This is a genomic window from Acinetobacter vivianii (assembly GCF_014635885.1).
Lineage (GTDB): Bacteria > Pseudomonadota > Gammaproteobacteria > Pseudomonadales > Moraxellaceae > Acinetobacter > Acinetobacter vivianii.
In genome coordinates, this window is the sequence record NZ_BMDR01000001.1 from 402,929 (window position 1) to 424,230 (window position 21,302).

Annotated in this window: 17 protein-coding genes and 2 pseudogenes; 1 reads left to right on the forward strand and 18 read right to left on the reverse strand. The window is 41.8% G+C overall.

Annotation, left to right across the window (positions count from 1 at the left end):
* Positions 1 to 12 precede the first annotated feature (12 nt).
* Together IEV36_RS01955 and IEV36_RS01960 are read right to left on the reverse strand one after the other, a co-directional pair.
* The gene (locus IEV36_RS01955; protein WP_005257605.1) at positions 13 to 1,845 is read right to left on the reverse strand and encodes a DUF1302 domain-containing protein; all 1,833 of its coding nucleotides are present in this window, start codon (positions 1,843 to 1,845) and stop codon (positions 13 to 15) included.
* A gap of 233 nt (positions 1,846 to 2,078) precedes the next feature.
* The gene (locus IEV36_RS01960; RefSeq protein WP_005257606.1) at positions 2,079 to 2,672 is read right to left on the reverse strand and encodes an RBBP9/YdeN family alpha/beta hydrolase; all 594 of its coding nucleotides are present in this window, start codon (positions 2,670 to 2,672) and stop codon (positions 2,079 to 2,081) included.
* 300 nt (positions 2,673 to 2,972) lie between these two features.
* Between IEV36_RS01960 and IEV36_RS01965 the strand changes: the two genes are divergently transcribed.
* On the forward strand, positions 2,973 to 3,989 hold the full coding sequence (locus IEV36_RS01965) for an AraC family transcriptional regulator (protein WP_005257607.1): 1,017 nt from the start codon (positions 2,973 to 2,975) through the stop codon (positions 3,987 to 3,989).
* 389 nt (positions 3,990 to 4,378) lie between these two features.
* On the opposite strand, the gene IEV36_RS01970 is transcribed toward IEV36_RS01965, so the two are convergent.
* The 16 genes and pseudogenes from IEV36_RS01970 to IEV36_RS02045 all read right to left on the reverse strand — a co-directional run bounded on the left by IEV36_RS01970 (position 4,379) and on the right by IEV36_RS02045 (position 21,280).
* Positions 4,379 to 5,383, reverse strand: coding sequence for a YeiH family protein (locus tag IEV36_RS01970; RefSeq protein WP_005257608.1), 1,005 nt, complete (start codon positions 5,381 to 5,383; stop codon positions 4,379 to 4,381).
* A complete protein-coding gene (locus IEV36_RS01975; RefSeq protein WP_005257609.1) occupies positions 5,376 to 5,702 on the reverse strand; it encodes a Rieske (2Fe-2S) protein in 327 nt (108 codons plus the stop codon). The genes IEV36_RS01970 and IEV36_RS01975 overlap by 8 nt, the downstream gene beginning before the upstream one ends.
* 5 nt (positions 5,703 to 5,707) lie before the next feature.
* The gene (locus tag IEV36_RS01980; RefSeq protein ID WP_005257610.1) at positions 5,708 to 6,355 is read right to left on the reverse strand and encodes a DsbA family oxidoreductase; all 648 of its coding nucleotides are present in this window, start codon (positions 6,353 to 6,355) and stop codon (positions 5,708 to 5,710) included.
* Positions 6,342 to 7,691, reverse strand: coding sequence for an MFS transporter (locus IEV36_RS01985; RefSeq protein ID WP_005257611.1), 1,350 nt, complete (start codon positions 7,689 to 7,691; stop codon positions 6,342 to 6,344). Before IEV36_RS01985 ends, IEV36_RS01980 begins: the two co-directional genes overlap by 14 nt.
* Before the next feature lie 119 nt (positions 7,692 to 7,810).
* Positions 7,811 to 8,863, reverse strand: a pseudogene (locus IEV36_RS01990) (beta-keto acid cleavage family enzyme).
* A 60-nt stretch (positions 8,864 to 8,923) separates the two neighbouring features.
* Positions 8,924 to 9,772: a TauD/TfdA dioxygenase family protein gene (locus IEV36_RS01995; RefSeq protein ID WP_005257613.1), complete on the reverse strand. Its 849-nt coding sequence runs from the start codon at positions 9,770 to 9,772 to the stop codon at positions 8,924 to 8,926.
* Between the two features lie 11 nt (positions 9,773 to 9,783).
* Positions 9,784 to 10,770, reverse strand: a complete 987-nt coding sequence (locus IEV36_RS02000) for a quinone oxidoreductase family protein (RefSeq protein ID WP_005257614.1) — start codon at positions 10,768 to 10,770, stop codon at positions 9,784 to 9,786.
* 291 nt (positions 10,771 to 11,061) lie between these two features.
* Positions 11,062 to 11,988, reverse strand: a complete 927-nt coding sequence (locus tag IEV36_RS02005) for an ornithine cyclodeaminase family protein (protein WP_005257615.1) — start codon at positions 11,986 to 11,988, stop codon at positions 11,062 to 11,064.
* A 31-nt stretch (positions 11,989 to 12,019) separates the two neighbouring features.
* On the reverse strand, positions 12,020 to 12,313 hold the full coding sequence (locus IEV36_RS02010) for a DUF1330 domain-containing protein (RefSeq protein WP_005257616.1): 294 nt from the start codon (positions 12,311 to 12,313) through the stop codon (positions 12,020 to 12,022).
* A gap of 13 nt (positions 12,314 to 12,326) precedes the next feature.
* Complete coding sequence (locus IEV36_RS02015) at positions 12,327 to 13,052, reverse strand: glutamine amidotransferase (RefSeq protein WP_005257617.1); 726 nt, start codon at positions 13,050 to 13,052, stop codon at positions 12,327 to 12,329.
* Between the two features lie 17 nt (positions 13,053 to 13,069).
* A pseudogene (locus IEV36_RS02020) lies at positions 13,070 to 13,973 on the reverse strand (DMT family transporter).
* 71 nt (positions 13,974 to 14,044) lie between these two features.
* Complete coding sequence (locus IEV36_RS02025) at positions 14,045 to 15,217, reverse strand: hypothetical protein (protein WP_005257619.1); 1,173 nt, start codon at positions 15,215 to 15,217, stop codon at positions 14,045 to 14,047.
* Between the two features lie 192 nt (positions 15,218 to 15,409).
* Positions 15,410 to 17,122: an electron transfer flavoprotein-ubiquinone oxidoreductase gene (locus IEV36_RS02030; RefSeq protein WP_005257620.1), complete on the reverse strand. Its 1,713-nt coding sequence runs from the start codon at positions 17,120 to 17,122 to the stop codon at positions 15,410 to 15,412.
* Positions 17,123 to 17,321: 199 nt separating this feature from the next.
* On the reverse strand, positions 17,322 to 18,728 hold the full coding sequence (locus IEV36_RS02035; protein ID WP_005257623.1) for a D-2-hydroxyglutarate dehydrogenase: 1,407 nt from the start codon (positions 18,726 to 18,728) through the stop codon (positions 17,322 to 17,324).
* A gap of 129 nt (positions 18,729 to 18,857) precedes the next feature.
* Entirely contained in the window at positions 18,858 to 20,309 is a 1,452-nt protein-coding gene (locus tag IEV36_RS02040) for an aldehyde dehydrogenase family protein (RefSeq protein ID WP_005257624.1), read from the reverse strand.
* A complete protein-coding gene (locus IEV36_RS02045) occupies positions 20,297 to 21,280 on the reverse strand; it encodes an NAD(P)-dependent oxidoreductase (protein WP_005257625.1) in 984 nt (327 codons plus the stop codon). The genes IEV36_RS02040 and IEV36_RS02045 overlap by 13 nt, the downstream gene beginning before the upstream one ends.
* Positions 21,281 to 21,302 lie beyond the last annotated feature (22 nt).

The window sequence follows — 21,302 nt, forward strand, 5'->3', positions numbered from 1 at the left end:
TACTTAAATGAATTAAAAACTATATTTAAAAGCAAGTGATATAAAGTCTCTGTCATCAATCGTACTAAAGTCATTTGATCCAAAAAAGTTTTGATAAATGACTTCTGCTGAATATTTTTGTCGAAAATTTGCCGATACTGCTGCTGCCAGACTCATTTGCCCTTCCTGAAAGTTCTGGCTATATCCAGATACATCATGGCGGAAAGTTAAACTTGGTGTAATTACAGTTGCAGGTAAAAGATCTTTATAAGTTAAGGCCGCGCGTAGCCGATAACCATAGGACCATTCACTAAAAAAACCGTCTTTATTGCAATAACGTTCATTCAAATGATCAACAGTATCATTCGGAAGATTTGCTGTTCCATACGGCGTACACTTAAAGTCACCTGTTTCTGAATCATAAGCACCTGTTGATAATTCACTGCGACCAAAAACGCCAACTCGACCAAACCGATGATTGCCAATATTGGCGATATGATTGACAGCAAATTCAGCTCCCAAAGACAAGCTATTTGCTTTAAAAATGCCTGCAATCGAATCACTGGCGCCGATGGAGAATTGTGTGACAGGCAGACGCACATAACCTTGCAGATACTCTCCAAAATCAGCAGCAACACCCGCAGGTTTGAGTGGTGTTTCTTTTGAGAGTACCTGAGCGTAAACAATATCTGTTCCATTCAACTGTAAGGGTTGATTAGGTTTATAGCTCAATTCACTGAACAGATTGGTTGTGCCTATTTTTCCAGATAGGCTTAGACCGTACATTTTAATATTTTCAGGATAAATAGAGAAAAAGCGTGCTGTTTTAAAATTTTCAACCCCAGCACCAATCACGGCGATCCCATCAAAGTTTGCATTGCGATGATGATAATTCGCGAAATAAACACCTAATTCAGCTTGATTCAGGCTCGATAAATTCCGTTTCAGTGCAACACCATATTGTCCACTGTCCTTTGCATAATGACTGGCTGAACGAGGGATGTAGGTTTGTGCCTTAGCGGCAGTTTCCGTTAACTTATCACCCGGTGTCACCGTTAACATAATCGGCCCACAATTTTCTGGGACAAAATCCGAAATTGCAAAAAATGTCCCACAACCATCTACCACAGAGGGTCTAAACTTAAATTGATAGAATCCTTCTAGTTTTAAGTTTGGCTGAATCTGAGCTTCAAAAGAGAACATCTCAACAGGAATCATCCGCTCCTTGGCTTCACTGGCAGGTCGATTGATGGCAGCAAAATCAAAGGCGCTGACCGAGTTCAAGCCATTTTGAAAAAATTGGGATTTCCCCCAATTCAGGCTATGTTTACCAACTTTCAGGTTAAGATGTTGGTTTGAATTCAATTCAATATTTTTCCAAAGATAGGCATCCCATAGCTCAATCCCCTTAAACTTAACCAAACTAGGCCACTCAGAATCATCGAAAGGTTTTAAATCACCTTCCCCCGTTTCATAAGCATGGTCATACCAATATTTAGCGCTCAATACCGCACCTTGCTGCTTGCCCACTAAACGGAATTCGCTAAAACCTTTAACGATTTGTGAGATGGCATCACCCCGATCAAAGTTGGCACGGCCATCATCACCGTTAATATCAACACTCATGCCATTTTTGCCAATATGATTGGCATCGGGTTTATACAATAAGGCGGCTGATGGTGCTTGAGTACTCCAACTGGCACCCAAGGCGATAGTGGTGTTACTTTCTAAGCTCCAGTCTTCATTGATCTTATAACTGGCTGCTGAAGTATCTGAAAGTGAACAAAGCAGTCCCAATAGCACAGTTGTTTGAGCGAGGACGCGAGCAGTTATTTGTTCATTTGAATCTTTAACATGACAAACCATATCATCTCCATATCGATATGATGTATGAATAATCGACACCTGATCCATTGAGCAAAATGCAATCATTTCAGGACGTTCTATTTTTGTTTTAAGCAAACGGGCTAAAACCCAGTTTTCCGATGAGTTTGTTTATGCTTTAAGGTGTGTGGTGCTTAGATGCAAAATCAAAGAAATGTAGCCAAATCTGGTTTCGACATAGGGAAATCTTATGGATTGATCTATAGCAACCTCAGTTATGCAATTAGGCTTGGTTGATCAGCTTTACAATCCAATTGCTGAATCAATTGTTCTGCCTGAGGCCACGGACCAAAACCAGATGCAGGATTAAGATGTCCAACAGCACCTAAATTAATCAATGTACTGCCCCATGTTTTCGCCATTGCTGCCACTGCATTAAAATGCGCTAGTGGATCATTGACACTCGCTGCCACAATACTTGGAAATGGCAGCACTTGATTAGGCAATGGCGACCATCCTGCTTGTCTGAGCATTTTGGGTGAAGGATAATGTTCTGGCCAAACGTCATTCAAGTCAGGTGGTGTCACCAGCAATGCTCCTTGAATAGGATGTTGATATCGTGCAGCCCAATGGATCGTCATCAGAACCCCTGCACTATGCGCTACCAGAATCACTGGACCCTGTATTTTTTCCAGTTCAGCCTGTATCGCAGTAACACGTTTTGCATAGTTAAGCTTATCTTCTTGCAAAGGTGGCACTGAACGGACCTTGGCTAAGCGTGCTTCTAGAATGGTTTGCCAATGCGAAGCCACATGGTCACGCAAACCTGGGATAATTAAAACTGTCGCCTCTGTTTGTATTTTTTCCATCTTTACACCAATCAACCCTTGTTTTGATAAAAATAACGGGGACGCATCACGTCACATTCAACATAGAGGGTCAATAGAATGTCCGATATACCTAGCACGACAGGCACTTTTCATTTGATGACATCGCAATTCAAACGATCTCATATATATCAATATGCTTTGCAGAAAAAGTCGCTTCAAAAACAACAATCATCGTGCCAACATGGATTTATGTAAGCCTTGGTACTTTTCGAAACACGGTATTTTAGTTATAAATAAAGCATAACTAGGAAGGTTATTTTTAAAAATCGGGAGATCAGCATGGTGCCACTTGCCCACACTGCTGTGCTTAAAAATTATTTAGATGTCAGCCAGCAATTAGACCTGAATCCATACCAGCTTTTGTCCGATGCAGGCATTTATCCTGCACAGCTACAAGATAGTACACAGCGTATTCCAGTCGATAAAGCCGTGATGCTACTGGAACAATCAGCACAATTGAGTGGTTGTGAATCCTTCGGTTTACATATGGCAGAACAACGTCAGCTCGCAGATTTTGGTGAGTTGAGTTTATTATTAAGCTATCAGCACACCTTGCGTGATGCCTTATACACAATTGTTCAGTATCGGAACCTGATCAATAATGCACTGGAAATGTATATCGAGGAGGTCGATCATACAGTCATTATTCGAGTCGAAGTGATCACTGCGTCAATAGCATACAGCCGCCAAGCCATCGATCTTGCTTTAGGCATTACCCATCGTTTCTGTGCTGCATTGTTGCAGAAATGGCAGCCTTTGAGTGTTCATTTTACCCACAATGCACCTTATGATATGGCAATGCACCAACGCATTTTTGGTTGCTCGCTTGAGTTTGGCAGTGAATTTAACGGTATTGTTTGTAATGCAACAGAGTTGGATAAAATCAATCCACATGCCAACACTACGATGCTGGCACATGCCAAGCGGTTTCTTGAAACAGATCTATTGCATCGGGAAAGTGAGTCTTCGATTATTTTTGATATTCGTAAAAGTATTCATCTGCTGTTGCCTATGGGGCGTGCCACGATTGATCAAGTCGCTCATACTCATGGAATCAACGTTCGTACTCTACAGCGCCGCCTAGAAGCTGCGCAGACCAGCTTCAGTTTGCTGATCAATGATGCACGTCGCAATCTCGTCTTTCGTTATCTTAAAAACCTGAATTATTCTTTAAGCCAAGTCTCTGACATTTTAGGTTATTCAATGCCAAGCTCATTTACTCGCTGGTTTAGCAGTGAGTTTGGCATGTCTCCAACCACTTGGCGTAATAACAACAAGACAGTTATGAAGTCCTAATAAGAGATTTTTAGATCAGAGTTGAATTTGGTATTCACTCCACATCGTAGACTTAAGTTTAGCTCGTAATATGATACTCGAAATCGCCATCTGCAACCTGCGTAGTCTTTGTAAGATACTTTTTTGCAATTTAATTAGATAAATGCAAGAAATGAACAGGTTTTGCAGATGAGCAATGCTAAAGCTGCGCAAGATGGTTGCCCTTGCGGAGCTACGCTCTTTATACCGAAATGAGAAACAACGTTTCGTAAGGTAGGTCGAACCGAAGGTTAATCCTGCAATGGGATAAAAATTCAGTATGACTACGTTATGGTTACTTATTATCAAGATTTTCAAAATAAATTTAGATCAACTTAAGGTCACCCCTTAGATATCCAGCTCATCATCCTTTAGAACATCCAATGCATCAATAGCAAAACCAATACCACCAAGAAAATGGTTTCGCCTAACATCAGCAAAATCGGTTTGATTCCGACAGAAGCCAGTTCCTTCAGCTGTGTTTTCATCCCTAAGGCACTAATTGCAATCACCAAACACCATTTCGATAATTCATTAATCCCTTGCTGCGCCATGTTTGGAACCCAACCAGTACTATTTATACAGGCAAGAATCAAGAAACCGACTGCAAACCAAGGTAATAAAGGTGAATGCTTACCTGTGGCATCTCCGCCTTGCATACGTGTAATCAATGCTGCACAGATAATGACAGGCAATAACATGGCAACACGCATTAATTTGACCACAGTTGCGGTATCGCCCGTTTCTGGTGACATGCTATATCCTGCTCCCACAACTTGAGCAACATCATGGATGGTTGCCCCTAGAAATACCCCTGCCTGCTGTGGTGATAATTCTAGCCATCGTGCAATCATTGGATAAACAATCATAGCCAAAGTCGACAATGCAGAAACCCCAATGACGGTAAATAAAGTGGCTTTTTCTTTTTGAGGATGTTGAGGAAATGCTGCCGACAAGGCCAAAGCTACGGATGCACCACAAATTGCAGTTGCCCCACCCGTTAGCATCCCGAACAGTTTTTTGAACCCCAGAATTTTCGCCGTTATTACCGAAACTGAAATCGTCACGATCACCAATGTCACCACCAATACAATCGGTTGCCAGCCCAAAGCAGTAATTTGTCCTAGCGTAATCCGCATACCCAACAAGGCGATCCCGATGCGTAACACTGTTCGTGCCGTAAATTCGATGCCTGCTTTACATTGACTTTCACTAGAAAGAAAGTTCAAGCCCATTCCCAATAGCAAAGCAAATAACATCACGGGTGCACCATAATGCTCTGATAGAAAACAGGCGGCTGCTGCGACAACCGTACTGACTATAAAACCAGGCATTAACTCACGGGTGCGTAGACGAAAATCCATGAATTTATTCATTATTTCCTCCTGAACCTATCAGGATAAATAGCTGCTCTGCATCAATCTCAACAGAATAAGCCGCTACTTTTAAATGCTTTGAATTCAACATATATCCCGTTGCCAGATCGAAGACCAAACCATGCGCACAACAACGAATCGCTTGCCCTTCTAATTTGCCACCAAATAAAGAAGCACCTTGATGTGGACAGCGATCCTCAATCGCATAAAACTGTGTACCGATATGAAAGAGTGCGATATTTTTCCCCTCAATTTGAAGAAAGGCTCTCGCGCCTGAGGCAGGGATTTTTTCCTGTGGAACCTGAAAACGAGTAGTCATTACGCTTACCCTTGCACCACCAATGCTTCTAACATTGCTTGATAGAGCACATCGACTGAATGTGCACCAGCCAAGGTTAGATAACCATCAAAAATAAAATAAGGTACGCCATTTGCCCCTGTATAGGTTGACTGAATAGCTGGATTGACTGCCATCCATCCACTCCCTTGTTCATTCACTGAATAACCACATTGCTTAAGAATCCTTTTTAGTACAGCGCTATCCCCCAAGTTTTCACCAGCTTGGAAATAGGCTGTAAAAAGCTGCTCCAGTAAATGATTCGCTTGTTGGGATGTTCCCATCTTAAAAACGCTTTGAAACATGTGGTGGGCTTGGGCCGTGTTCGGCATCCATTGAATTTTTTCAAAATGCAGCTCAACGCCAACGGTCTTGGCGGCTTGACGAACTTGCACTTGACGTTGCTTTACAGCATCCAGACTGCCTAGGCGTTTTTGATAAAACTGTTTGAAATCGACACCCTCTATCGGTATCTCGGGCAGTAGCTGCATACTGTGCCAATTCACAATTACCTCAACCTCTGGATCACGGTGTTGTAATTGGGCAATCGCAGCCTGTAGCTGATGTTTGCCGATCAAGCACCAAGGGCAAATAAAATCAAAAAACACATCGATATTTAATTCACGCATCATCATTTTTCTTCCGCACTACATCAACTGGACTTTCTAGATTGGGTAAAACTGCTTGATCAGTCAGCCGTGCAATATCTTGGTGGTAGTGGTTTTTGGCATAAAGAAATACGGCTGCCGCAACAATGCTGACCAAAGGCATCAATTGAAAAGCATGATGTAAACCGATTACATCGGAGAGTTTGCCAATAATTAGAGGACCGAGTGCCAATCCCAATAAATTATTGGCTAAAGTTAAGGTGGCAAAAGCTGTACTATGGACGCTGTTATGCGTTAGATTCGCCACCATCGCACTGGATGGGCCATTGGTTCCCAACGCAATAAACATCCCCATGCATATCAGCAACAATTGGGATTTTCCCGCAGGCATTGCAAACGCAGTCGAAAGTAGTAAACAACTCCCGATACAGTAACTGATTGCCAAACTGGCCTTACGATCTGGGCAGTTTTGACCAAAGCGGTCACTGAGCATCCCGCATAGAATGCTCCCGACAGCACTACACAGCACAATTACAGCTGCCAGTACACCTGCTGTATCGGTATTCATGCCGTAATAACGATTTAAATAACTCGGCATCCAGACAATGACGGTACCGCCAACAAATAGCTGGAAGCCACTACCAATATAGGTGGCAATCACTGAGCGACTTGAATAAATGCTTTTTAAGCATTGTCTGGTTTGTTGCTGTTTTTGGCGGTTATGAGGTACTTTGCTGGTTAGATTGACTCTTTTTTCTTTAACCACCACGGGATAAAGTAAGGCTAGAATAAGGCCAAACACTGCCATGCCACCAAATGCCCAGCGCCAGCCAAAATGCTCAGCCATCACCCCGCCTAGTGCCATCCCGAGAAATGAACCGAATACACCGCCTGCCATGAATGCACTGGCTAAAGTCGCCCGCATTTCACGTGGAAAAATCGCGACCACCACTGCAATACCAACACTGCCATAAGCAGCCTCGCCTACACCGACCATAAAGCGGGCCACAAACATTTGCTGATAGTTTTCAGCAATAGCACAGCCCAAAGTCGCTAGGCTCCAGAGTACTGCCATAATGACCAAGCTTTTGACCCGCCCAAAACGGTCCGCCAGTAAGGATAAGGGTAAAGTTAAAATACCGACCATCAAGGCGACAATGCCACTTAATAAGCCAAGCTGACTATCGGTCAAGGCCCATTCAGTTTTAATCAATGGAAATACTGCATTCAGTACTTGTCGAGACATATAGTCTGAAATCAACAAGCCAAATGTCAGCGCAAAGACTAACCATGCATAACGACGTGGTACATTCTTTGATGTATCGACGTGATCCGTATGTACGGTATATGGATGAGCACCCATAGGAACCTCCTTGTCATTGTTATCATTTCTATTTTTAATTGCAGTACGTGGCTTGCCGTTTGAATACACTTGCTGCGCACTGCATTTTATTTTGACGTTTAATCCATTGTTGCTCAGGCTTAATGGCGCTGAGGCACACCTTTTTGTTTTGGTTGGCGGTTTGGTGACATACCATTGGCCTGCAAAGTTTCTTCAATACTTTGATATTGCACACCAATCCGATAGATTTCTCGTGCCTCTGGGCCTGTTGCCACTTCACGACCTAACTCATGCGCAATACGTACAGTTTGCTGAATTTACTGTACCGATGAGAAGCGCTGTCCACGATGATCGATAATGGTATCTTCATTACCGACCCGTGCATGAAATCCCATCGCCATAGACATGGTATTGAATGGCAATACATTTTTTAGCAATGATTCTGATGTCAGTGTGCAACCATCAGGTACACGATGGATAAAATTAAAGAAGTTAAATGGATTTGGCCCGTCAAATCCGCCGCCAATCCCAATCCATGTCAAATTCAAAGGTCCCATGTATAAACCCTTACGTACCATACGTTCTAGGGTTTCTAAACCGTGCATTCCAGTCAGTTGGAAATGAGGTTGGATATTATTTTGACAAAGACGTTTCAAGTGTTCTGCGACCCATGCAGGCCCTGCTGGAACCGTCATTTCAGCATAAGCTTCCTGAATTGCTGGATGAGCCAAAGATGTACCTTCTAAATATTCTGGGTAGAGCAACTCCATAATATTCATTTGTGTGGTGTTAATTGCGACAGTCACCTGATCAGGTTTCGGTGTTAACTCAGCCAGCATATGACGGGTATCATCACTGAGCCACAAAGCCGCTTCACCTTCGCTTTCAGGTGCAAAGGAGATCGAGCCACCCACTTGAATAATCATGTCTGGAACAGCTTCACGTACCCCTGCGATCAGTTCATTAAATTTGGACAAACGTTTAGAACCTTTACCGTCCAGTTCACGCACATGCAAATGCAGCACTGTCGCGCCTGCCTCATAGCATTCCACCGCTTTCTGAATCTGCTCATCCATGGTCACTGGAATATCTTCTGGAAAGTCCTCAGGCATCCACTCTGGTCCATACGGCGCAACGGTAATGACCACTTTTTCCATATTTTCTGGGTGCAAAGAATCGTCAAAGAATTGCATGTGCATCTCCTGTTTATAGTTTATAAAACGGTATTGAATTAAAAAGTCTGAATTTGGAATTTAATACGTTGCATCACCGACGATACCTGCGCGTTCCATCTTTCGATGGCATGGCGGGTAATCCATCACGGCATAATGTTGGGTACTTCGATTATCCCAAATAGCGATGCTATTCGGCTCCCAACTCCAGCGCACCTGATATTCAGGGATCGCTGCTTGGGTGATTAAGTAACGCAGTAAATCCCCTGCACCGGGATTGGCATCTTGCCCAAACCGTACTCGGTCTTTGGTGTGATAATTACTAAAATGGGTGGTGAACGCATTGACGTAGAGAATCTTCTCGCCTGTCTCTGGATGTGTTCGTACCACGGGATGTTCGGCATCAGGAAACTGTGCCTTCAATGCCAAACGTTTTTCGATAGACATGGCAGCACCAAAGCTGGCTTCGATACTGTGATAGGCACGTAAAGGTGCAATTTTTTCCTTGATATCTTCAGGCAAGTTTTCATAGGCCATAACCATATTGGTCCACATGGTATCGCCGCCAACGGGTGGACATTCTACACAACGCAATACACATCCCATCGGTGGAATTTTGCGCCAGCTGGCATCGCTATGCCACGCATTTTCATATCGATCAATCGGGCTGTCAGGATGCTTATAAATTTGCACCAAACCCGGATGATCAGGATGACTACCAACTGCTGGATGATCTTCCAACTGTCCGAAGCGTTCAGCAAAAGCCACATGTTCAGCCCGCGTCATCTGTTGATTACGCAAGAACACCACGCGATGCTTAAGTAACTGCGTCCGAATTTCAGCGAATAGCTCGTCATCATGAATCGCATCGGCTAAATGGATTCCATGTAGTTCTGCACCAATATTGCAAGTTAACTGTTCAATTTTCATTAGAAATCCCTTCAAATCACAAAAATTGATGAACCTATTGTTTTGCGTGCTTCCAGATCGCGATGTGCTTGTACGGCATCCTCAAGAGCATAACGATGATTGATCTCGATCTTGATTCTTCCACTGCTGACATGATCAAACAGTTCCTTGGCTAAGGCCCTTTTTTCTTCTGGATCGGCAATATAGTCGGCTAAAGCGGGACGAGTGATAAACAATGAACCTTTGATTGCCAATAACACGGGATTAAAGTCAGGAATTGGTCCTGATGCCGTACCCACGCAAACCAATAAGCCACGGCGTTTTAAGGAATCTAATGAGGCCATAAAAGTATTTTTGCCCACACTATCAAAGACCACATCGACCCCGATGCCATCGGTCAATTCACGAACACGTTCAGCTATATTTTCATGGCTGTAATTAATCACATGATCACAACCATAGGCACGTGCGACGGCTGCTTTTTCATCCGTAGAGGTGGTTCCAATGACTGTTAAGCCCAACAATTTGGCCCACTGCGATACAATTAGTCCCACACCTCCAGCGGCGGCGTGTAATAAAATATGATCGCCTGCTTTAAAGTCATAGATCCGACGCATCAGATAGGCCGCCGTTAAACCACGCATGGTCATTGCAGCAGCCGTTTCACAGGAAATATCTTCGGGTAATTTGATTAATGCATCAGCCGCAATAAGGCGTTCGGTACTATAAGCGCCAAGCGTATTTAGAAATCCCGTGTAGGTTACGCGATCACCCACTACAAAATCTGTTACGCCGTCACCAACAGCTTCAATAATGCCAGAGGCTTCTACTCCAATACCATTTGGTAACGGAATCGGATAAGTACCATCGCGAAAATAGGTATCCGCATAATTGAGACCCACTGCTACGTGGCGTAGACGAACTTCACCAATTGCAGGTGCACCCACTTCAATGTCCTCATAACGCATTACTTCTGGTGTGCCAGTTCCATAGAATCGTATCGCTTTATTCAACGTCATTTTCCTTTCCATCTTGTATTTTTATTCAGAGCCGAAGCAATATGACTAAAAAATACAAAACTCAGGAGAACCTCAACTTTACTTAACACGACACGCACATCACCTTTGGTGACAAATTGAATTTTTTACTTCGTATAAAATATTTATTTAGATAATAAGAGTTGTCCTAAGAAGAAGCTGATCTTTTCTGAATAGGGCTTTAAAAATATACTGAAGCCAAGCATTTCCTATTACATGTGACACAGCTTTAATTAAACAGACAAAAATTATGTTAATGATTAAAAAATTGATTTATTGCCCCATTTTCTTTAAAACACAATCGGCAATCATCAAATCAAGATGTGCCCCACCACCATTTTTAAATACAGTAATGTCGTGATTCGGTTTGCTATATGGTCGATCGATTTTGACTAAATCATAGAGATCACCCATTACATGATCAGATGGAATAGCACCTGCCTTCATAGGAATAGTGATTTCTCCAACATGTTGAGTGGTTTCCAGATTATCGACATAGAGATTTGCTCTCGCTATCAATTCATCATCCGCTTCCCGCATATCTGGCGTGAATGCGCCAATCAGGTCAACATGAGTACCAGAACGAATCCATTCACCTAGAATAATCGGCTGTGTTGCCATAGTCGCACTTGAAACGATATCTGCAGTGGCTAAAGTTGCTGGGAGATCCGAAGCAACGTGAATAGGTAAACCGAGTCGTTTTAATTCATCAACTAATTTTGTAGCCTGTTCAATTTGACGGGCCCATATCGATATTTTTTCTAACTGAGGAAAAAGTGCACTGTAAGCCTGAGATAGATTTTTTGCGACCCGCCCAGCCCCAATAATGACCAGATGTTTACTTTCTGGTCTTGCCAGTAAGCTTGCACCTAGTACCGAGTCGGTAGCAGTTTTGAAATCTGTAATAACATGGCTATCGATTACACCACGTAATATCCCATTGTCTGGTGAATAAGCCAAAACAGCGCCGTGTGTATTGGGCAAACCTTTACTTGCATTTTCATTAAATACAGATTCAACCTTGACCCCATAACCTAGCCCTTCAATGCGTGCTGTACGATTGAGCAGCATGGCTTGTGGAGGGCCAATTAACACATCATGTAACTGTGCGCGTGGCAATAAATGCCCATTTCTTAGTGCTGCAACGGCTTCCTGCCAATTGATGGTATTTCTGACTTGTGCATCATCGAGAAAATTCATATTTTTCCTTTATCCTGTTTATGGATTAAATTTATATTCCTTCAACAATTGTAAAATTACGTTGCATTGCCTGTAGTGCCAATATTTTAGCTTGAGTATATTTTTCTGAGTGGTAACAATCTTGTGCAATTTGAAAAGAGGGAAATTCCAATATCAGTACTCGTGATACTTCAGGCCCTTCAACAACTTCCGTTTTTGTTCCTGCAATAAATTTTGCGTCAAACTCCTTTGCAATCTCTTTCCATGCCTCGGCATATTTTTGCATGGCTAATTGATCTGTAATTTCCTGACACTGGATGACCCAGTAGCCTTTTTTTTGTTGCATTGTCTATCCTTTTTTAGTTAAAACATAGCGCTACGAATCTTTTTAGCAGTAGATGTGCAGCGTTTGTTGATGTGATCATGTTGTGTAATATTTCTGGGTCTTTACCTTCTTGAATGAGTTGATCCTGATAATGCTGAATATAGAAACTCATCGCAGTTTCAGAAAATTCAGGATGAAATTGTACTCCCCAGATTGTATTGCCAATTCGATAAGCATGATGTCGGTCAAGCTTAGAAGAGCCCAGTAAAACTGCTTGCGGTGGCAGTTGAGTCACAGACTGCCAATGCACGGTATGTGCTGAAAAAGCGATTGGTAAGTCTTTAAATAAATCATCTGATTGAGACTTTAAACTTCTTGTAATGGTGACCGTTCCTATTTCAACGCCTTCTTTTCTGGCTTCAACCTTTCCTCCAAATGTATCGGCCAGCAGTTGATGTCCATAACAAATTCCCAGAACAGGGATTGATGTATTTGCACACAAGATGAGCCAAGGTTTTAGGCATTCACTCCATTCTTCTTTATCCGTTACCATTGCGCTCGATCCGGTCAGGATAATACCCGCAAATAATCTGGGTTCAGGAAGTACAGGATACGCTTTTGCATCGAGTATGGTTACTGAACAAGACAGGCTTGCGATTGCTATTTTGATCCAGTCCTCGAAATCCCCTATTTTCAGACTTAATTCAGGAAAGGTGGCACCTAATTTCACAATTAAAATGGGTTTGTTATCAGTTTCCATTCACTCAATTCCTTCAATTATTCGGCTTTCACCAGTAAAAAAATGCATAAAAATCAAGAAAAGCCCTAAAAAGCCAATAGTTGATAGTTGTTCACCTACTACATAAATCGCAAGTAAAGTCGCAACGAAGGGTTCAAATAGACTTAGTGTAATCACTTTGCTTGTGGCAATTTTTTTGAGCCCGACACTAAAGAAAAAATAACCCAGAAACATCGGAATAAATGCCAGATAAACAGCTACGGCCCAGTTAATAGAATAATTGAGAAGGTTCTTGCCTGTTACAAATAAGCTGGGCAGTAAAATGATCGCACTTATGCCAAAAACGACTCCCATGGTTGCCCGAGCATCAATGCCTTGGCCAATCAGTTTTTTAGCAATCCATGAATAAATCGCATAGGTTATTCCAGCAACTATGCCAAATAAGATACCTAGCAACTGATTCACTTGATTTTCTATATGGTTTGAATTCCCATTTCCTAAGCTAATACAAATGATGCCTGTAACACCGAGAATAAAACTTATTAACCATTTGATAGACAAATTTTTCTTATCGAGCAGATATTCTAATAATGTCGCAAATAAAGGTGCACTCCCGACGGTTACCACTGTTCCGATTGCAATGCCTGCAAAAGATAAGGAAGAATAAAATGCTAAAGGATAGATTGTGGTTGCAATAATTCCCAATAAAAGAACTTTTTTATGAGTGATTAACAGATGAAGGTTTTTTTTGATTAAAGGGATAGCAATTAGGGCATGCACCAAACCACCAAAACCCAATGAAATTGTCCCGATCGCAATTGGACTCAGCCCTTTGGAAAACGAAGCAACTGTTCCCGAAGTTCCCCATAGAAATGCCGCTAAAAGTATAGACAGAAAACATATTCCATAAGATAAATCATACTTTATCCGCACGATCGCAATCCTTTTATACTTTTGAGCTATAGCGAAGGATTCGGAAGGTTCCAGAACCCTTCTCCGTAATCACTAATAATTTAGAAGTTGTAAACCAGCATGAGATTCAGCAACTTGTTCCATTTACCATCATCACCTTCGGCCAGTGAGCTGCCTGCGCCACCGACAAAGGGATCATTCTTACTCATCACATATTCGGTATAGAGCGAAACGTTTTTGTAGTCCCATGCCACCCCGACAATGTTGCGCTGGGAGTCATTAAAGCCCTTTTCTTTTTTATCGAAACCACTAAATACCAGATAAGGTGTTACATTGAGTGAATCACGCACATTCTTAAAGCTATAGCTGGTATCGATCGTGTAGAAATAGCCCTTGTTGGCAATATCATATTCGCCATCGAATGAACCAAATGTGGAAGCATGCGGGTTGAGTTTGTCTTGGTTACTGATCGATTGCTTGCCACCTGTCAGCACTACATTCAAGTTTTTATAATTAATGCGATTGAACAATGCCCAACTATTGCGGTTGCCATCCTTAGCAGTTTTCTTGTTTTCAATTTCAGAATACCAGTAGCTGCCTCCCACTGAGACTTTTAGATCATCTGTACTTAAAAATTTAAGCTCTTGATCGACCCGTGCCATCCACATATTCTTTTCATTTAAATCTGTTTTTAATGGATCATCGGAATGTACAACATTGGCGGTATAACGTGCTGAATCTCGGCTATTGCCGTGGTAATTGCCACCATCTGTTGCAAAGTAAGCGAGATCTACTTTGGTTGCGCTAGGGAGTTCAAAATGATAATTCACACCTAGATCCAGCGCATCCTGTAATCCCATGGTGTTGTTGATTCCAGCATAGAAGCTGCTGTCCCAGAAACGACTTGGACCAAAAGGAATAGGTTGTAAACCTAAGGTAATATTATCGGTCGAGTTGAGGCGATAACCGACATAGCCATACACCAGCGTAGAGAAATCACATAATGTATCGTATTGGTAGCAACGGTATTCAAGTTTGCCGAACCAGTCTGGTGATTCATAACCCAAGCGTAGAATGGCAGCATCAAATTTAATTTTCTGGTCAGAGGCAGCTTCGCCATAATCTTTATTCTGATAATTGGCCCGTAAGGTACCAGAAACGGTTAAAGCACCTGTATCTGTTTTTGGGTCACCAAATGTTATGCCTGCATAGGTAGGTAACCCCATTCCGAAGCTAAAAAAACCTATACCGATTTTTATTGCTATTTTATTCATCAACCTTTCCTTGTTTTACAATCATTTATTGCTTTTACTGGTCAGCTTTAAAAAGTGAACCAGATTAAAATTGTTTTTTTAACGATAGCCCCCGAAGGGGCTACCGTTACCTAAAAAGTCAAAATGCAGCATGCTGGAGCGCTACATGGTTGGGTATAAGAAGCGATAAAAGCTCCGCAAAAACTATCCAAATTACATATTTGGATAGTTTGGTCCACCACCACCTTCCGGTGTTACCCATGTGATGTTCTGAGATGGATCCTTAATGTCGCAGGTCTTACAGTGAACACAGTTCGCTGCATTAATCTGAAAACGTTTATCTCCATTCTGATCTTCTGTGATTTCATAAACACCCGCAGGACAATAACGCTGGGCTGGCTCATCCCAAACAGGCAAATTCACTTTTACTGGAATCAAAATATCTTGCAGCTTTAGGTGTGCGGGTTGATTTTCTTCATGAACTGTATTGGAAATAAACACAGATGAAAGACGATCAAAACTTAACTTGCCATCGGGTTTTGGATATTTCGGTTTAAACTGGACAGCATCAAGTTTTTTTAAGGCGGCAAAGTCTTGCTTTAAATCACGCAAAGTAAACGGCACTTTAAAGATATTCTGGTCAATAAAATTAAATGCACCGCCGATCCACATGCCAAACTTATGCATAGCAGGACCAAAGTTGCGAGCGTTATAAAGCTCTTCTTTTAACCAGCTGTTGTTAAATTTGTCAGTGTAGGTGGTTAATTCTTTAGCAAATAAATCTTCGCCTTCGGTTATACGGGCAATGGCAAGATCACCGCCTTTTTCTACTCCAGTAGCAATGGCTTCAAATACAGCTTCACCACATAACATGCCTGATTTCATGGCAGTGTGTGAGCCTTTGATCTTTGCAAAGTTTAAGAAACCTGCATCATCACCAATCAAGCAACCACCTGGAAAAGTCAATTTAGGTAATGCGTTGAAACCACCCTTTACAACAGCTCGAGCCCCATAAGAAATACGTTTAGCACCTTCTAGATACTGTTTAATCAGTGGATGAGTTTTCCAACGTTGCATTTCCATAAATGGATACATGTGCGGATTTTCATAAGCCAGATCGACAATCATTCCCAAGCTGATCTGATTATTTTCAGCATGGTATAGCCACCAGCCGCCTGCCGAATCTGTTTCAGACAACGGCCAACCTGCACCATGCATGACTAAACCTGCTTTATGTTTTGCAGGGTCAATTTCCCAAAGTTCTTTAATCCCGATCCCGTAGTGCTGTGGATCCGCATCTTTATCGAGGTTGTATTTTGCAATCAGGCGTTTACCAAGGTGACCACGACAACCTTCAGCAAAGAGCGTATATTTCGCGTGAAGCTCATAGCCTGCGGTAAAGTTATGCGTGGGTTCGCCATCTTTACCAATACCCATGTCACCTGTTTGAATACCTTTTACCGTACCATCTTCATGGTAAAGCACTTCAGATGCAGCAAAGCCGGGGAAAATAGAAACTTCTAACTCTTCAGCTTTTTGACCTAACCAACGAACTACATTCCCTAAAGAGACAATATAGTTGCCGTCGTTGTGCATGGTCTTAGGAACCATCCAGTGAGGTACTTCTTTTGAAGTGGTGTCTGAAAGCAAGAAGAACGTTTTATCTTCGGCAACGGGTACATTCAGCGGTGCTCCTTCCTCTTTCCAGTTCGGGAAAAGTTCATTGAGGGCACGTGGTTCAAGCACAGCACCAGACAAGATATGCGCACCGACTTCAGAGCCTTTTTCAACTACACAAACTGAAAGATCGGGTAAGTTATTCTCAATCGCTAATTGACGGATCTTAATCGCAGCAGATAGACCGGCAGGTCCTGCACCTACGATGACAACGTCAAACTCCATCGATTCACGTTCGATGTGTTCCATATAATCTCCGATCAATCGGTTTGAATAGAACATTCCTTTTCATAGTCAAACCGATGATATTTAATAAAATTCATCTAGCCCCTCACCAAATTAAAGGTGCAAAAAACCTTTGGCTTTTATAAAAGCCAACTTTTAACTAGATAAAAATTAAGTCACTAAAAAACGTTGAATATATTTCAACTCAATTCGAATACCCCTATTAGAAATCTAATAGTTTTCCAGGGTTCATAATCAAGTTGGGATCAAACACTTTTTTAAGCGCTTTCATATATTCAATTTCTTGCTCACTCCGACTAAATTCAAGATAAGGTTTCTTTGTCATACCGACTCCATGTTCAGCAGATATAGAACCATCGAATTTATTTACCACCTCAAAAACATAGGAGTTGACGATTTCGCATTTTGCAAAGAAGTCTTCATTACTTAAATTTGCAGGCTTTAAGATATTTAAATGAAGATTTCCATCGCCAATATGACCAAACCAGCATGTTTCAAAATCTGGATAATTGTTTGCGACGATAGAATCAATTTCAGCAATAAAATCGGGTACATGGGTAATTAAAACGGAAATGTCATTTTTATAAGGTGTAAATGCTGAGATAGATTCAGAAATATCTTCTCTTAAACGCCATAGATTTTGCGCTTGTTCCAGAGATTGGCTCATAACACCATCCAGAACCCATCCTTGCTCTATACAATGCTCAAAAATTTGCATCGCTTTATCAATGACAGGCTCATAAGGCGCCTCAAATTCTAGCAATACATAGAAAGGACAAGACGTTTCAAATGGACGCTGTACTAGTCCATGATCTAGTACTTTCTGCATCGCCAAATCATTAAAAAACTCAAAGGCTGTTAAATCTATTTCCTTCCTAAAAGCATGCATAATTGGCATAACCGACTCAAAATCAGGTACACCAAGTACCAACACTTGTAAATCTTGTGGTTGACGATCCAGCCGTATTTCCACTTCTGTTACGATACCCAGTGTTCCTTCACCGCCAATAAATAAATGGTGTAAAGCATAGCCAGTAGCATTCTTGATCATGCCCTTATTTAAGCGAAGAATATCGCCTTTTCCCGTAACAACTGTAAGACCTAATATCCAATTACGCGTCATGCCATATTTAATAACTTTGATTCCACCAGCATTTGTTGCGATGTTTCCACCTAACTGGCTTGAACCTGCTGAAGCAAAATCTACTGGGTAATACATTCCCTGCTCTTGAGCATAATCTTGCAATTGTTCTGTCACGACACCAGCTTGAATCCGAACCATACGATCAGCTGGGAAAAACTCCAAAATCTGATTCATTTTATCCAGACTTATGACGATCTCACCATTATGAGCAACCGCGCCAGCCGATAATCCCGTTCGACCACCAGATGGAGTTAAAGCAACTGCATGATGATTCGCAAGCTTAACAATTGCTTGTACCTGTTCTGTTGATGAAGGAAATACAATCGCCGAGGCATGTGGCGCAAAATATTTCGTGTGATCTTTACCCCAGTTTTCGAGGCTATCCGCATCTGTTTTTACACGATTTTCACCCACAATATTTTTTAATGCATCAAGTACATCTAGAGATAATAAAAAGCTATTCATCCTAAATCGCCTCAGAGATAGTCATATTTCGGTATTCATTCGAATCCAAAGCTAAGCTGAAACACTTAGTTTTGGTGACTTCTTATTCAGAGCCTAATAAGAGTTGAATAAGAAGTCTCGTTCACTGCTCTATGCAAGCTGATATGTTGTTTTAACTTTGGTAAAAAACTGTCTTGCATAAGTCCCTTGTTCACGAGGTCCTAGACTTGAGCCTTTATTTCCACCAAAAGCGACATGGTAATCTACACCTGCTGTCGCCAAGTTCACCATCACCATACCTGCGGATGAACGGCGTTTAAAATCTTCAGCATATTTCAATGAAGTGGTCACGATACCTGCCGACAAACCAAATGGTGTGTCTTCTGCGGCTGCAAAAGCTTCTTCATAATTCTCAACTTTCAACACGCACAATACTGGACCGAAAATTTCTTCACGATAAATTCGCATTTCCGATGTCACATTGGTAAATATTGCTGGCGTGAAATAGAAGCCGCCTTCTTCACTTGGAAGATGTTCACCACCACAAAGTAGCGTTGCGCCTTCATCCAAACCTGCTTGTACATAAGACAGGTTTTGCTTGAGCTGTTTAGAATCAACCACTGGACCAATATCAGTTTCTGCTTTTGCAGCATCGCCAATCTTTAAAGAACGCGTCTTTTCTTCTAAACGTTTAATGAATGAATCATAGATTCCCGCTGTAACAATGACACGAGAACTTGCTGTACAACGTTGACCAGTTGAGAAAAATGAACCTTGTAATGCAACATCTACAGCGGTTTCTAAATCTGCATCATCCAATACAACTAAAGGATTTTTACCACCCATTTCAAGTTGAACACGGACCAAACGCGAAGCTGCAATTTCAGCGACTTGTCGTCCTGTACCTTCAGAACCCGTAAAAGTAATCGCATTGACATCTGGCGAACGAATAATGGTATCGCCTACTTTACGGCCTGGACCAATCAGCATGTTAAACACACCAGCAGGTAAACCAGAACGAGAAATGATTTCTGCTAAAGCCCAAGCCGAAGAAGGCACTAACTCAGCTGGTTTAAACACAACGGTATTACCAAAACATAATGCAGGCGCGATTTTCCATGCTGGAATTGCAATAGGGAAATTCCAAGGACTGATAATTCCCACCACTCCAACCGCTTGGTTATAAACATCAATGCCCACCTGATCACGCACTGAGTTATATTTTTCACCCACAGCACGTAATGCTTCTTGTGCGTAGAACTTAAAAGAACGTCCTGCTCGGTCAACCTCACCTAATGCTTCTTTAAAGATTTTTCCTTCTTCTAAAGACAGCAATTTAGCGAGTTCTTCTCGACGTTCTAAAATTTCAGTACCAATACGATCAAGTACATCTGCACGTAATTGAGGATTGCTATTGGCCCATTCTTTACTCGCCGCTTTTGCTGCAGCAATGGCCTGCTGAGTTAAAGCTTCATCTGCACGAGCAAAACGATCAACAATTTCACTCGGATTTGATGGATTAATATTTTCCAGAATATCTTCTGTACCTTGGCAAACAACGAATTCACCATTTACATAACTGGTCTTCATTACGCTTGACATAATTCTTCCTTTTTCACGACAGAAGCAGGTGTTTTTCCTTGAGCAAAATCAATAATATTTTGCACGGTACGATTAATGAGTGTCTGCATGGCATCTTCACTGCTCCATGCAACATGCGGATTTAAAATAAAATTTGGATAATCGATAATCTGGAATAACGGATCATGCGGTTGAATCGGTTCCTCAACAGAACCATCAAGTGCAGCACCACCAATACGATTATTTTGAATCGCTTCAATCAATGCGGGTTCATTGACAATCCCACCACGTGCCGCATTAATCAGAATTGCATCAGATTTCATCAAGGCAATTTCAGCCGCCCCAATTAAGTCTTTGGTTTCTTTGGTCAGTGGACAACATAAAGACACCACATCACTCTCAGATAAAATCTCTTCAAAACTAAAGAATTCATTTCCTTGGTATTTGCCATTTCGGTCAAAGAAACGCACTTTCATTCCAACGGCGGTGGCTAACTCAGCAAGGCGCTTAGCGATGGTGCCATGCCCAATAATGCCTAGAACCTGACCACGAACATCCCGAATTCGATAATCAAAATAAATGTTACGTGGCTCTGTCTCACCTTTTGAAACTTTACTCAACAACTGGTGATAACTTGATGTTTGGCGATTGAGTGAAAAAATCATCGCTATAATATGTTCAGCAACCGTATTTTGGGCATAGCCAGGCACATTGGTGACCATAATGCCGTGCTCATGACAATAATCCAGATCGACTCCATCAGTGCCTGTCAAAGCAATCGAAATCATTTTTAACTTTGGTAATTGTGCTAAATGTTCTTTACGTAATGGCACACTACATGTCATCACAATCGTTGCATCTTTTAAGCGTTCTACCACTTGTTCAGGTTGGGTATAAGGGTAACTTGCCCAAGTATGTGGAAATGGAAACTCTGGTAATTTTACCGTCGGCCCAATGCCTTCATTATCTAAAAAAACAATATGATGCTTCATCTTTCTCATCCATTCCTGATGT